This window comes from Psychromonas algicola, assembly GCF_004378355.1.
Taxonomy (GTDB): Bacteria; Pseudomonadota; Gammaproteobacteria; order Enterobacterales; family Psychromonadaceae; genus Psychromonas.
The window spans coordinates 1-13,588 of the sequence record NZ_SNUB01000032.1 but is presented as its reverse complement, the minus strand read 5'-3'; the positions used below and the strand labels follow the sequence as shown (position 1 = coordinate 13,588).

At 34.7% G+C, this 13,588-nt stretch carries 14 protein-coding genes and 1 pseudogene; 8 read left to right on the top strand and 7 right to left on the bottom strand.

Annotation, left to right across the window (positions count from 1 at the left end; translation table 11 throughout):
- Nucleotides 1-123: 123 nt before the first annotated feature.
- A pseudogene (locus E2R67_RS16895) lies at nucleotides 124-370 on the bottom strand (pseudouridine synthase family protein); the annotation flags it as partial.
- Nucleotides 371-548: 178 nt separating this feature from the next.
- Between E2R67_RS16895 and E2R67_RS13750 the strand changes: the two are divergent.
- Nucleotides 549-1,666, top strand: a protein-coding gene (locus E2R67_RS13750; RefSeq protein WP_134291532.1) for an IS3 family transposase whose coding sequence is annotated in 2 segments (ribosomal slippage) — nucleotides 549-795 and nucleotides 795-1,666 — 1,119 coding nt in all. Because the reading frame shifts where the segments join, the coding sequence is not laid out codon by codon here.
- Nucleotides 1,667-1,797: 131 nt separating this feature from the next.
- Entirely contained in the window at nucleotides 1,798-2,733 is a 936-nt protein-coding gene (locus E2R67_RS13745; RefSeq protein WP_134291531.1) for a dihydroorotate oxidase, read from the top strand.
- Between the two features lie 398 nt (nucleotides 2,734-3,131).
- Here E2R67_RS13745 and E2R67_RS13740 read toward each other — a convergent pair whose 3' ends face one another.
- Complete coding sequence (locus E2R67_RS13740) at nucleotides 3,132-4,223, bottom strand: hypothetical protein (protein WP_134291530.1); 1,092 nt, start codon at nucleotides 4,221-4,223, stop codon at nucleotides 3,132-3,134.
- A gap of 422 nt (nucleotides 4,224-4,645) precedes the next feature.
- On the opposite strand from E2R67_RS13740, the gene E2R67_RS13735 reads away from it, so the two are divergent.
- From E2R67_RS13735 to E2R67_RS16785, 4 genes are all read left to right on the top strand, one after another.
- Nucleotides 4,646-5,029 (top strand): hypothetical protein, encoded by a 384-nt coding sequence (locus tag E2R67_RS13735; RefSeq protein ID WP_134291529.1) that lies wholly within the window; start codon nucleotides 4,646-4,648, stop codon nucleotides 5,027-5,029.
- A 413-nt stretch (nucleotides 5,030-5,442) separates the two neighbouring features.
- Nucleotides 5,443-6,234, top strand: a complete 792-nt coding sequence (locus E2R67_RS13730) for a sugar ABC transporter permease (RefSeq protein ID WP_134291528.1) — start codon at nucleotides 5,443-5,445, stop codon at nucleotides 6,232-6,234.
- Between the two features lie 378 nt (nucleotides 6,235-6,612).
- A complete protein-coding gene (locus E2R67_RS16790; protein WP_208379536.1) occupies nucleotides 6,613-7,002 on the top strand; it encodes a hypothetical protein in 390 nt (129 codons plus the stop codon).
- 271 nt (nucleotides 7,003-7,273) lie between these two features.
- A complete protein-coding gene (locus E2R67_RS16785) occupies nucleotides 7,274-7,621 on the top strand; it encodes a hypothetical protein (protein ID WP_208379535.1) in 348 nt (115 codons plus the stop codon).
- A gap of 133 nt (nucleotides 7,622-7,754) precedes the next feature.
- Here E2R67_RS16785 and E2R67_RS13720 read toward each other — a convergent pair whose 3' ends face one another.
- Complete coding sequence (locus E2R67_RS13720) at nucleotides 7,755-8,219, bottom strand: DUF6392 family protein (protein ID WP_134291527.1); 465 nt, start codon at nucleotides 8,217-8,219, stop codon at nucleotides 7,755-7,757.
- Nucleotides 8,220-8,354: 135 nt separating this feature from the next.
- Between E2R67_RS13720 and E2R67_RS13715 the strand changes: the two genes are divergently transcribed.
- Together E2R67_RS13715 and E2R67_RS13710 are read left to right on the top strand one after the other, a co-directional pair.
- Nucleotides 8,355-8,612, top strand: coding sequence for a hypothetical protein (locus tag E2R67_RS13715; RefSeq protein ID WP_134291526.1), 258 nt, complete (start codon nucleotides 8,355-8,357; stop codon nucleotides 8,610-8,612).
- A gap of 470 nt (nucleotides 8,613-9,082) precedes the next feature.
- Nucleotides 9,083-11,338 carry a tetratricopeptide repeat protein gene (locus E2R67_RS13710; RefSeq protein ID WP_134291525.1) on the top strand — a complete coding sequence of 752 codons (2,256 nt, stop codon included), beginning with the start codon at nucleotides 9,083-9,085 and terminating at the stop codon, nucleotides 11,336-11,338.
- Between the two features lie 741 nt (nucleotides 11,339-12,079).
- On the opposite strand, the gene E2R67_RS13705 is transcribed toward E2R67_RS13710, so the two are convergent.
- The 4 genes from E2R67_RS13705 to E2R67_RS16945 all read right to left on the bottom strand — a co-directional run.
- On the bottom strand, nucleotides 12,080-12,325 hold the full coding sequence (locus tag E2R67_RS13705; protein ID WP_134291524.1) for a hypothetical protein: 246 nt from the start codon (nucleotides 12,323-12,325) through the stop codon (nucleotides 12,080-12,082).
- Between the two features lie 99 nt (nucleotides 12,326-12,424).
- Nucleotides 12,425-12,727 carry an immunity protein TriTu family protein gene (locus tag E2R67_RS13700; protein WP_134291523.1) on the bottom strand — a complete coding sequence of 101 codons (303 nt, stop codon included), beginning with the start codon at nucleotides 12,725-12,727 and terminating at the stop codon, nucleotides 12,425-12,427.
- A 58-nt stretch (nucleotides 12,728-12,785) separates the two neighbouring features.
- Entirely contained in the window at nucleotides 12,786-13,223 is a 438-nt protein-coding gene (locus tag E2R67_RS13695; protein WP_134291522.1) for a T6SS immunity protein Tdi1 domain-containing protein, read from the bottom strand.
- A 201-nt stretch (nucleotides 13,224-13,424) separates the two neighbouring features.
- The coding region (locus E2R67_RS16945) for a transposase (RefSeq protein WP_208379538.1) at nucleotides 13,425-13,588 on the bottom strand (164 nt) is incomplete at its 5' end.

Below are 13,588 nucleotides of genomic sequence, written 5' to 3'. Positions count from 1 at the left end.
TAAATAGCTAATACTGCCCCCATTGGTTAAAAAAAATAAAACTTGTCTAATACAATTTAAGGAAAATGGGGGGATATTTATAATCTCATTATGTATTAATAACATAGATTTTTCGATTAGCTATACATAGTATTCTTTTTCTATGCCTTTACTTCTAACCTTGTAACTCATCATCTCATGTGTTGTGAGCAGTAGTAAGCCTTCATAATCATGAGCTAACCGTCCAATCGCCATAGTTTTATCTGGGAAGTCTGCAAGTTCAACAGAATATGTTTCTTCTTTCGAGGTTCAGGTACAAACTGACTTAAAAAACATAAGGTTTATAGATTTTGAAATGCTGATGTTCCATTTCCAATTCGTTGGCTTGCATGAAATACTAAGTCTGAGATCGAATAATTATACGTACTGTGGACCATGGATGCACATTCCTGATTACCAACAAATTCAGCGCTATTAAAAGTAAGTTTCTTTACTCTTTAATGTATATTCTGGTCTAATTGAACTGGACACTTTAATTTTGGACAATACTATCCACTATAGAGGTGAACATGAATACAAGACGTCAATACAAAACTTATACCAGTGAATTTAAAACAGAAGCGCTAGCATTGATTAGTGAACAAGGTTATAGCATCCAGGAAGCAGCTGCTGCTTTAGATATTACAACAAGCCTGCTTTACAGCTGGAAAAATAAAGCAGAAGAGCATGCTAATTCAACAGTTAACTCTGATGAACGGTCTGAATTATTAGCTTTGAGAAAAGAAGTTAAACAACTACGCATGGAGAAAGAAATACTAAAAAAGGCCAGTGCCTTCTTCGCAAAAGAAATGAAGTAAAGTTTCGGTATATTCGAGCAAATCGCTCTAAATATCCCATAAAACTACTTTGTAATGTACTTCAAATAAGTCGTAGTGCATTTTATGATTGGCTTGAGCGACCAGCTAAAATCATCCGCGAAGAAGAGTTGAACATGTATCGAAGAGCTCGACAGCTATCTAAGAAGTTGAGAGAAGCAGGTTTCAATGTAGGTCGTTATCGTACGCGTAGCATCATGCGTAAACTAAAGCTTGTCGTCGTACAACGTCAGGCATATAAGGTAACAACAAAACGTAAGCACAGTGATAGCGTGGCTGATAATTTGCTAAATCAGCAGTTTAACCCTCTTCGCGAGAACTTAGTTTGGGCGGGTGATGTAACCTATTTGAGAACCAATCAAGGCTGGATGTATTTAGCAATTGTTATGGATTTATACTCTCGTCGGATTATCGGGTGGTCACTATCGAAGCGTATGACTGTTGATTTAGTTGAGCGGGCATTGCAAATGGCGATTAACATCAGGCAACCTAAAGCTGGATTAATGTTCCACAGCGATCGAGGCTCTCAATACACGAGTGGACGATTTAATCGATTATTGAATAAACATAAAATAATAGCGTCGATGAGCAGCGTAGGTGCTTGTTTAGATAATGCTGTTGTAGAACGATTTTTTGGCAGTTTAAAGAATGAATGGTTATTAAATATTGTTCACTTAACACGTGAAACGATGAAGATAGATGTTGAAGAATATATCCGTTATTACAACCATGAACGACTTCATACAACACTCGGAGATTTAACTCCGATTAACTATGAACAAATACAAAGTCAGGTGTCCGGTTGTGCTTGACCAGAATAGTAAGCTTCAAATTAATTAAACGATGGCTATTTACTCTTTTTATTCGCTTACTTGTTTCTAATCAAAGCTTAAAATGTGATTTGTAATACACTCCTTTGCAATTTTAACCTTCGGAGAAAGTAATGCAACATATTGACTTATCGACAAATATTGCAGGTATCAAGCTAGATAGTTATTTAATGAATGCCTCTGGTCCTAGATGTACTTCGTTGCAAGAACTGGAAGTGATAGGTAAATCCGCATCTGCTGCAATTGTTACTAAATCTTGTACTATTGCGTTTAGAGAAGGCAATCCAGAACCCCGTTATAGTGATTTACCATTAGGCTCTATTCAATCAATGGGGTTACCAAATTTAGGCTATAAAGCTTACTTAGAAATGGTGCCTCAATTAAAATCTCTTGGAAAACCTGTTTTAGTCAGTATTTCTGGTTTTAGCCTTGAAGAGAATATAGAAATGGTCAGTGCATTTCAAAACAGCGATATAGACATTATAGAAGTTAATTTTTCATGCCCGAATATTCCAGGCAAAGCACAAGTTGCCTATGACTTTGAGCAAGTAGAAACCGCGCTCTCTAAATTGACAGTGTTAGGAGATAAACCACTGGGTATCAAACTGGCTCCTTATTTTGATATGTCTCATTTTATAGCGATGGCAGAAATTTTAAAAAAATTCCCTGTTAAATTTATTACCTGTGTTAATTCTATTGGTAATACTTTAATCATAGATCCTGAAACTGAAAGCCCAATGATTAAACCTAAGGGAGGTTTTGGTGGTTTGTGTGGAGATTATATAAAACCTATCGGGCTTGCTAATGTACGTGCATTTCGTGAATTACTACCTGAAAGTATTCAGATTATTGGAGTGGGGGGAATTAAGAATGGCATTGATGCTTTTGAATATTTATTAGCAGGTGCAGATGCGGTGCAAATTGCTACTTGTTTTGAAAAAGAAGGGGCGAATTGTTTTTCTCGAATTGAAAATGAATTAAAAGCCTTTATGGATAAAAAAGGTTATAACAAATTAAGTGATGCAAAAGGTAAATTAAAGCCACTTTAATTTTATAATACTAATTACAATAACCGTTCTAAATTTCATGTAGAAAATGCCTTAGTTAAAGCATTAGTTGGTGTTTTTCGAGAGGTTAACTACGTTAACCTACTAGCGACAGTATTAAGTAAAACACCTTAATACTTTACTGGTTATTTCCTTCACAAAAAATTTAACGAAAAAATAAGTTTTTAACAAGTAGTATAGATCAGTTAACTAGTATGATTGGTATAACTAGCTACTTCACTTAAAACAATGAAGTAGCTATTTTGTTTACTGAAAATAGTGAGATAAATTCCAAGTTTATTTCGCAGTTAAATTAGTTTAGATTCCTATGCTATCTATACCAACACAGGTGTATTGAGTCGCTGAAGTCATAATTCCTAATAATTACGATGAATTACCACTTAACAAACAACAGCAGGTGGCGAGTTTTCTTGCGCCCATTTATATAATTCATGAAATACTTTAGAGGTTGGTGCTTTTGGGTTATTAGTTATAATTATTTTTTCAAGAAAATAGTCCAAATACTCAATACTATCTTCTGTTATTGAATACTTAGCTTGTCGTTTAGCTAGTAATATTTCATCATCGTAACCGTCTTCATCGAACGGATTTTCAGCTTTGTATTGTTCAGACATGAACAACAATTCATTTTTTAATTGCTTTAGGAATAAATTATAGTATCTCAAATTGTTTAAGTATTGGTTTAAAGCAAAATCGTCACAGTAATAATTTAATGAGTCCATGCCATGTTGACCACTTGCTGGTAATAAGCGAACAGCCAATAGTTCTAGCGTTTCCGGACAGCATCCATAAAGCTTAAAGGCGTTATATATAATGTCTGCTTCATAGACTTCATGATCCATATCTAGGGTTTTTATGAATTGAGCGTATAAATTGCAGTATTTTTTTGAATAGTTAACAAGGTATTCCCCAAGATAAAGTCCATAAGGTACCATTCCTGTGTCATAGTCGCAGCATAATATTTCATCAATACCATGTCGCTTATTGTATTCAATAATCTCTTTAAATAATTTAACTGCCGTTTTATGTGTGCCTTTATTTTCAACCGCTGCTTTAAAAAATGCAGGAGGAGTTGATTCGGCGCAAGCTTCTTTTACTTCTAACTCTGTAGCTGTGATTGGTACGAACGCAAAAGGAATATTGCTATATAGATTGAGGTATTTTTTTTCCATACGGTTAAGCATGGTGTCTACGCGTAGTCGATTTAATATTTTTTTTATTTGGAGTGACGAGTTCAAGTCTAATTTAAATACTGTTTTTTCTAACCGGCCGTCATCTGTAAATAGTTGCTGGACGCTATCTAAATTGCGATTGTAAATAGCCAATCCTAAATTTATAAATGCAAAAAAGGAGTAGAAGAAAAAACGTTGGTATTCTTGATTAAATAAAGAGTAAATAGCTACAATTAGAAGAATAATAGCAGCAAGACTACTGCCAAAGTGAAGTGTTTTTATATAAGCTTTTATGTTCATCGTTACCACTATACTACAGTTAAATAGTTAAATACTAAACCTTAGAGTACTATATGTTTGCTCCAACAAAACATTACTAGGAATAAAATTCAATAATGATTCAAACGATATATCGGTGCCGTTCATGCCTGTCAGTAAAATTAAACGAATATGTTCCTCCTAATTATCTATGATAAATTAACGAGATCTGAATCTTTAGATAGAAAAATTTGAAAGGGCATTATGTTATTTAATTTTGTTTTTATCTAAATACTTTGAAATGAACAAACTATCGCCCTTTGAGGTAACAATCAAGTAAATTAAAAAATAGAAATTGATAAAGCCAAGATATTCAGGTCAGCATCATTATCTACTATTGATGTACCTAATTGTATAACCTTGAGTAGGCAGCCACTTAAACATTTAAAAAAGGAAGGGTTAGAATGATAGAAATCATTGTTCCCACTTCAAATTACGACGAGTTAAAAATATTTTATAAAGAGAAGCTTTTGTTTGTTGAAGTTGACGACGAGTTATTAATACCTAATCACGAAAAAGTACCTGTACGAATTCATTTACAAGAAGAATCTGATGCAAATTGTTTATCTTACTTTCGATATGAAATAGAGAAAAACTTTTTATCCTATTGTGACATCTTGATTCGCAATGATGTTTCATTTGATATGATAGCGTTGGATCCCGGTGGTTATTACTTTGCTCGATTTTTTGATAGTGACGGTAATAAATTGGAAGTTGTTTGTAATAGTCTTGATGAAGACTATAAACACATAGACCCATCTGAATGGGGTTGTTACCTTGGATACTGACCTCGGTTTTTTCTTTTATAAGAAATGCTGGATACCCATTAGTTGAAAACAATAAAAACAGTTTCCTAGGATTTAATAAAGTCGCTGGATGTCCAAGGTTGTTCATTAAATTTAACTAGTATTTTACTTTCAGATGTGATTGCTGTAAAAAAATAATAGAAGAGGGGCTCAACTTGATATTGTTTTTTTCATACACGTCACCTGTATTGATTAAATGTATGAAAAGCTTTTAATTTCCATGTTACTGATATTGAGCTGATTTAACAATTAAAGGTACGATTTAATTAATAGAGACTCTTTGAATGGATAGCTATAGAAGCTGGCTGTAAAATTTAATGATTTCCTGTTATTATAAAAGACTATGCTTAATAACTTGTTGTATTATATGAAAAATAGCTCAGGTAACTGACCTTATGGGTGCTCCTGATTCGAATCAAGAAAAAAGTGGCTTCACCGACGATTGTAAGATGCTACCACCTATATCTTATTTAACTGAGGGAGTTAATCGAGGACTTGCGGCCATATTCGATAACTTCAAATTTTCATTTTTAGTTTTCTTGGTAATCTATGTTGTTGGATTAACATATGTAATTCAATTAGATATAGATATAATATATAAAATATTTGCTTTTCTAACGCCTATTTTATTCCCCATTGCTTTCTTTTTTATTTACATAGTCGTTGGTTCTGTGTTGTTAGCATTTTTTGCTTATGAACCGGGAATGCGCATTGGTAATGCAGTAGGCTTACAAGTGCTTATATTGTTTCCTGCTTTTCTTATTGTATTAGGTGACACGATTCTATTTAGTGTGATTAATGAACTAGGGTATCTAATCATAGCTTTAATTTTTTTAAATATGATTGGTTTTCCTTATCTGATAATTCGTTATCAAGAAAAGGTAGTACGCTATTCTCATTGGTGTGCTCCCATAACTGCATTGTTCATTTTTTTTATATGGTTTGAAGGGACACTGGGTTTTTCTTACACACGAATAGAAAAAGAGCACTTTTCAATAGGTCATTGTGAAATAAAATTCCCAAGGGATAGGTTTGGAAACCGAATAGGCTCATCTTATACTGTGTGTGATGTTGAACTTAACTATGATGGTAACCAATATAAACTTAAAAATATGGGGGTGCCAGACGAAGAAGTTGAATATATGGAATTACGCCAAGCGATTTTCAAGCACTTACGACTTCGCTAAAATTCGTTGAAGAGAAAGTTGTGGATACCCATCTACTTAGAATTAATTGAAGTTGTGAGGTCCTAAAAAATAGCGGGCACCCAACGATTTGAATAATTGTAATCGTTAAACTACCTTTTAGAAATGCTTATTTTTGCATTTAGGTGGGTGGGGATGACTCAATCTCGCTTCGCTTTTCAGCATTGGTACCTGTGCCTACGCTATCATCTAGTGTTACATGTTAATGAAACACTTAACGAAAATTAAAGTCCTGAAGAAGTCTGTGAGCGTCGGTGCCAATTGTATTCGAAACCCGTTATTGTTTTGTAGGTTTAAATTAATGGTATTCCAAATTATAGTTGTAGTGATTATTAATATAAACCAATATAGACAAAGTAGATGAGCAAAGAAAGCGTGCAAGATAAAGAGCAAAATTCAAAAGTACAGGAATATCAAGACACCGCCTACAATTCCCAGAACATCGTTCTGCAAGAAAGCCGGCCACCTAAGTCATTTTTACGCAAAATGGCGACAAACGGTCGCCGCTTTGGTTTTAGCCAAGCCAATGATTGTTTATCCCTGTACGCCATCAGTAATATCACCCCAAAAGATGCACTTATCCCAGAAAACGATGATAGACCAGCCGCTTGGAGCCATGAAAGTTGGTTGCAAGAAGACTTTACCGCTTGGGGGCAGGTCTATGCCCTTGTCGTTTCATTAGCTAGATTTTCCTTGATATTCCTTTTGCCTTTATTTTATTCTTTTGGCTTATTAGGCTTTTTTTTTTAACCCAAGGGGGTGGCAAAGCGAATTACCTTATCTTTATGGAATAACCCTTTATGGTACTTTACCTTGCCTATTGATTCATGTGCATTCTCTTTTGGTCAATCGCGGCTGGCTTTTCTTAACTCCTTTCTTAAAAGGTAAATTCATTTGTGAGCTTAACCGTCAAACAGGTATGGTGACCCGCTATACAGGGAAGGGCAAGGAAGTGCGTTATTGTCACCCTTTTACCTAATTTGATTGTGTGCTTATGTCGTCCCCTAGTTATCAAGGGTTAATGAGTTACTCTTTGGTGCTCATTCATCGCTACGAGGATTATCCCGTTGGCGTACCATTAAGCCATTCTATGCTCAGCGCGAACGAAAAGTCCGAAGAGTACTTACGCTTTTGGAACATGATCCTACGCTACATGGGCATCAGCCAACCCTTACCCGATATACTCATGCTGGAAGAATCTCGTCACCTAGACCCCACCACCATTGCTTATGATAAAAAGCACAATCGCCAGCCTCGTTACTGGAGAGACATGAGTGAAGAGCAATTTAAAACTACCATTGAAGATCTGTGGGACAAACAAAGTGACATGCCACCCACAGGAAAGGGGATAAATATTTTTAAAAACTAAATATAAGATAAAGATGCTTTTTAATAAAAACTAGGATAAGTTTATAGAAAAAACAGCTATTATTTGTCTAAAAACTCTCTCAGATTCATGTTTTTCAAGGCTAAGTAAAGCTATTGCCGTTACAACTATAGCATTAAAATTCTTCAACCTCTGGGTAACTAATACAGAATCGCATAATACCTCTACCGTCAAATGCTATATTTACACTGTATTCTCTTTCAAAATTGTAAAAAAAAGATTGAGGTATATCACCGAACAAAGGATGCTTATATTTTTCAACAGAGCGTAGCGGTTTTCCAAGTTTGTTTTCAACATCGTTTGGCGATAATTCAAAAGCAAGGTTTTTAGGAAAAACATCACGGTAAGCAGCAACCTGATCAAAAACTTCAGAGTTATATAGCCAAATAAAATTCAAAACTATCTCGTCACCCATGAGACCAAATATTAGTTCTAAGCCCTTATCTTTATAAATCATACTTCCATAATTATCATTAGTTCCTCGATCAGTTTTATCAAGCTTTATAGGCTCAACATTAAAAAATTTCCAAAGGCCTGGATCAGTACTCTTTTGACCTAACACATTCTGAAAATCTAGCATTACTATAACCTTTATTTCACATTGCCTTTTAAAAATAACGGAGGTTGTTGAGTTTCGAACTCCCATCTATTTGAATCATTGTAATAGTTAAACTACCTTTTAGAAATGCTTATTTTTGCATTTAGAAGGGGAGGGATGACTCAATCTCGCCAATCACAAGTATCGTTATCTGATACACCTTATTACCATTGTATTTCACCTTGTGTCCACGGCGCTTATTTGTGTGGGGAAGATAAATACACAAAAAAGTCTTTTGAGCATAGACGGCAGTGGGTAGTTGAACGCATGCACTATCTAGCTTCGCTTTTCAGCATTGATATCTGTGCCTACGTTATCATTTCTAATCACTATCATCTAGTGTTACATGTTAATGAAACGCTTAACGAAAATTAAACTCCCGAAGAAGTCTGTGAGCGTTGGTGCCAATTGTATTCGAACCCCGTATTAGTTGAACGCGGGCAAGCAGAGCAAACAATATCAGAAGCAGAAAACAAAGCGGTATTGGCTATTATCGATAATTGGATAATAGGCTAGCGTCAATAAAATCTGGCGGACTAAATAATATTAGTTTTTGCGATAATGGCTCAGCACATATGTTTATCGATATCAGCATGTCACAAAGTAGTACAAGTATATATCAAGTAGTTTATAATCGTTTAGTCTAAGCATCTGAAATTTTTGATAATAAGTGAGCATCAACCTTTGGTGATAGTGAATCAATGGGTGAAAATTTAATTACAGTATTAGTTGACTATCACTAAATAGCTTTTCCTAGGAGGGATTCATTGAAACATTTTTTTAGCACTTTATGCGTTATTTTTGTTCTGTCAGGTTGTGCGAGTAATTTTACTAATGACAATACGGTGTCAAAACAAGCATTGATCAATAAAGCAAATGCTGGCGATATAAATGCCATGATAGCGCTGAACCAAATTGCTTTGTTCCCTGAGAATAAAGAAGGATTGGAGTATTACACTAAATGGTATCCACTTGTTTTAACAAGCTCTGCTCCGGCACAAATTTTATCTTTTGCAGAAGTGTTTAAAAAATATAAGTACATGTTTATTAATGGTGAAGACAAGTACTTTAGGTTACTTGGCAGAGCTGCTGATCTTGGCGATAGAAGTGCTTTATTTATGTTGCTTAAAGAGTTTAATTACAATTATCAATACGCTGTGCCAAATAGAATAATTCCTAACGCTACTGACGATGAACTGCTGAGCCTCCTCCGTTTTTTTAAAGAAAAGCGACTTAAACAGAAAGTACAAGATATTGAAAAAATATTGATCAGTAGAAACGTTTCGTTAGATTACAAAACTCTTTATGAAGAGCTTCAATATCTTTATAAAGAAAAGGATGACAGTAATTTTAACCTTAAATTAGAAACGGCTTTATTGATAGACGATCAAACTCAACTGTTAAAAATAGCTAAGTTTTTAGCATATAGAGGTAAATACAATAAAGCAGCAAGTGTATATGAAAGATTAATAGCTCTTGATAACAACAACCCATCTTATTACCAAAAACTAGAAGAAAGCTATAGACGTAGTTCAGTATATAACAACAATTCAAATGCCGAAAAAAGAATACAAGCATTAAAAGCAGCCTCTCTTTTAGATGATTATGAAACAACCATCGATTTGTTAAAAATCTATGCTGAAGGCCAAAAGTTAAAAGACGGGAAATTGTTACCAGGGACTAATAGAAGAAGTATCACCGAGTTCTCCGGTATAGATCTGACAGAACAATATTATCAACATGTAAAACAACTCTCTCAAATGAATGAAGCGAAAAGAGGACTCGCTAAATTTTATTACAACAATAGAGATGTTATACGTGGAGCGAAAATTTTAAATGAGTTGGCCGAAAATGGTAATGAAAATGCAATGGTCATGCTGGCTAAAAGGGTAAATGTAAGAGAAAGAAACCCAGGTGATAACGTATTAGCGAAAAAGTGGCTATCGTTTATTATAAATAGTAATAATTGGGGCCTAATAGACAAGCTGAAAACAGCAACTCGTTTCTTATCCCTTGAGGATACAGCAGATAACCCAGAATTTAACAAAGCTCATGCTAGGCTCATCCAACTATATGAAACGGATAACATCCCTTACTTAAAAAAACGTGCAAAAGAAAGTTATTTGGAAAAGGATGAGGCACAAGAGAGAGCATACCTTAAAACAGCAGCAGAATTAGGTGATGTACAGAGTTGGTATAAGCTTGCTGAATTTTATATAAATGACGATGATGCAGAAAGTGTTAATAAAGCCATTTCTATTTATAAAATGTTAGCGGAAAAAGATGATGTGACGTCTTTAGCTAAGTTAGGCTCTATTTATAAAGCGCCTAGACCTTTCATGCAAGAAATACAAAGTGATGAAATTGCAATAAACTACTACACAAGAGCGGCAGACTTAGACCATGTAAACTCTATGTATGAACTATTTTGTTTGTACTTTTGCCGTAAAAGTATATCGCCTGAAAAAATGAAAGAATATCAAAATAAAATAGATGTTTATATTGATAAAATGATCGCGATGAAAACGCCCTATACTTTACTAATCAGAGACGTTGCTCGTATGTATTACAACTTAAAAGACTTTGAAAAGTCAGCTTATTATTATCAAAAAGGTGGAGATGCAGGTAATCAGAACTATTACAAAAAAGCAGCATTAATCTATAAAAATCAGCTAAACGATAACGACAAATATTTATATTATCTTCATAAAGCTTCGGAGGCTGGTAATGGTGATGCATCATTTGACTTGTCTCAATATTATAAACAAAAACAAGATGATAAAAACACACTTAAATATCTTTTGATTGCCAGTGAATATGAAAATAAGAATGCTATGGAGACTTTAGCTGATAACTATGTAAGTGGTACGTTAGTAGAAAAAGATATACATAAAGCAGTAGCGCTTTACAAAAAGGCAGCTTGGCGTAACCCAATGAGCATAGGGTTAAAGTTAGGTTTAATATACCACCATGGAAAAGATGGAATTGAAGTCGACTTAAAACAAGCTAAAAAATGGTATTTAAAGTCATTTAGTAACCAAGCTAAAGAAAATTTAAAAATAGTGAACAAACAAATAAAAGCAAACAAATTTAAGTTGTAAGCTCTAAGGTTATTGTTAGAGCTAATACAAGGTATAGACATTACAAAATTAAAACAGCGACTCTGAAATTTTTAGCAGTTAGAGTAATACGAAGGGGTTTTGATGTTAATCAGTTAGGACCGTTAATTTGTATCCTCTTTGGCCACAGGTATTATTGAAATTAAAAAAGATAAAACTGTTGATTTTAAATGTACCTATAAAGAGTACCTAACAAGCCAAGGCGTAGAAGCTTAAGCTTTTAGCTGGAACCGTTAGCGACTTAAAAAATCTTGTTACTCTGATCTGGTATTGATCAGAGAAAGCACAAAACGAGCAACGCAGTGGAGAGCGGTTTGAACCGTTTTTTTAAATGATTTTCTAGACAAGTACATATTTGGTCTTTTTACCTGCTATTGAGTCGTACGCAATTTCAGCTAGCCCAATCTACGGTGACTTGGCGCACCTATGTAAGAATTCTTTTGTTAGCTCATGAGGCCAAGAGTAACAAGCTGCTGCAATATAACACCTTGGCGTGATAACTTGTCCTTCATTTACATCTCGATCAACAATAGAAACTAATATGTTTGTTATTATATTGTTGGATGGAATCGCGCCAGAAAATAAAATTGCAGAGCATGCTTCTGCAAGCAATAAGTCATTGCTTGTTTCTAGAATACTATTCAAATTTTTTATTATTGGTGTCTTGAAGCATGCATATGGAAAAAACCAAGTCACGATAGATAATAGTAGCATCGAAATCTTTCATGGTAAGTCCCTTAAGGTAAGGAAGTGAACTTTTAGTGCCAATATTCCTATAGCCCTAATAACTTCTGATTGTGCTTTCCATGATTGAGGCTTTAAAATCAATGTTTCCAAAGCATTCAACAACAAATCCTCATATCCGTCTAAATTAGATTTGGAGATATTTTTAGCGGCTTTGGATATTCTTGGGGCTGATTTAGAATCTAGATCTAGTTTATATTTCATAGCTTCAAATACTTTGGACATTTAACGTCTCATTCAGAGGCTAAAAATTGATGGACGAAAATAGCGAGGCACGAGCAACGACCAGCTGTTTTTAGTTCTTTGCAATGACTTATTATGTTTTCAATATGTGGCTACTTCACTAAGCCACCAATTTAATTTATCGTCAAGCTCCCAAACTTCAGAAGTAATTACAGACAATTGAATTACCTGCTTTTCAGATTGAATATCTAAAGCTTCAATTTCCAATTCACCTGTTTCCCAAAGTGTTGCTCTCGATACTAATTTTTCGGTATCAAGATTAATATAACGTGCTTTTTTGGAGTCACCAAGAATTCCGGTGATTGTTACTTCATAACCTTCGCTCACAAAAATCTTAGTTTTAGAGTTTTTCCAATCTTCGAGGTAACTCAATAGTTTATTCATATCGTAAAACCATAACGCCCAAATAATTTGTCCTGATTAATTTGCTTGTTATGCGAGTTTAATCGGTAACCCGCAGTTCAATTTGTGCACCATCTGGTAGGTCTTTGATTTGTTTTGCCACGCGCCCAGAAAACCTAATAAGCTCATGCAACGGTGCAGTATTAATATTTGAAATTGCGTACTCACCACCAAGAGCGCCAGGTGTGACTAAACAGTATTTTTGACCTACGGTTAATGCACCAAATTGCTCACTTGCATGATCGATTAGAGCTTTCATGTACCAATCTTCTAGAAACTCTTGATCGGCAGAAAGGCTATCTAATTCTTCGCGATTGGTTGCGACAATTTCGCAGTAAACATCTTCGGGGCAAAGACGCCAATAACTACCAGCAGAATCTTTGATCATAAGGTTACCGAAGTCATTTTCACCTACGACCTCAACAGGATCAATACCAACCCAGCCCCAAGATTCTTTGATTTCTTGAATAATGTTCATGACTTCCTTTTACGCATAACGAGGCTGTAGAATTTCTCATTTCCAGCCTACTTATTTAAATAAAAACCACATTAACTTACATTTACTTGAGATTAAATAGATTATTTATATTTTCATTGCTGAATGATTAAATTGAGGCAGAAATGAAGGTTCAGAGGCTGTGATTAAGGTTACTTCGGCATTGAATTGTTAGCCCTTGGGTTAATGCAGGCTATTCCTTAATTTCTCTATATTATGAACAAGGCAGTACATTTTCCATTGAGTATTCACTTTATCTTGTCCGCGTAGTGTGAATTTGTTCATGCCTTTATTCACCGTAATATTACCGAATACAGGTTCAATGGCACCTAGCCGTTTACTGTATT

Excerpts from the sequence above, each read along its gene's own strand:
- E2R67_RS13745 (WP_134291531.1), top strand. The coding sequence starts at position 1,798 with ATGCAACATATTGACTTATCGACAAATATTGCAGGTATCAAGCTAGAT.
- E2R67_RS13740 (WP_134291530.1), bottom strand. The coding sequence starts at position 4,223 with ATGAACATAAAAGCTTATATAAAAACACTTCACTTTGGCAGTAGTCTT.
- E2R67_RS13735 (WP_134291529.1), top strand. The coding sequence starts at position 4,646 with ATGATAGAAATCATTGTTCCCACTTCAAATTACGACGAGTTAAAAATA.
- E2R67_RS13730 (WP_134291528.1), top strand. The coding sequence starts at position 5,443 with ATGGGTGCTCCTGATTCGAATCAAGAAAAAAGTGGCTTCACCGACGAT.
- E2R67_RS16790 (WP_208379536.1), top strand. The coding sequence starts at position 6,613 with ATGAGCAAAGAAAGCGTGCAAGATAAAGAGCAAAATTCAAAAGTACAG.
- E2R67_RS16785 (WP_208379535.1), top strand. The coding sequence starts at position 7,274 with ATGAGTTACTCTTTGGTGCTCATTCATCGCTACGAGGATTATCCCGTT.
- E2R67_RS13720 (WP_134291527.1), bottom strand. The coding sequence starts at position 8,219 with ATGCTAGATTTTCAGAATGTGTTAGGTCAAAAGAGTACTGATCCAGGC.
- E2R67_RS13715 (WP_134291526.1), top strand. The coding sequence starts at position 8,355 with ATGACTCAATCTCGCCAATCACAAGTATCGTTATCTGATACACCTTAT.
- E2R67_RS13705 (WP_134291524.1), bottom strand. The coding sequence starts at position 12,325 with ATGTCCAAAGTATTTGAAGCTATGAAATATAAACTAGATCTAGATTCT.
- E2R67_RS13700 (WP_134291523.1), bottom strand. The coding sequence starts at position 12,727 with ATGAATAAACTATTGAGTTACCTCGAAGATTGGAAAAACTCTAAAACT.
- E2R67_RS13695 (WP_134291522.1), bottom strand. The coding sequence starts at position 13,223 with ATGAACATTATTCAAGAAATCAAAGAATCTTGGGGCTGGGTTGGTATT.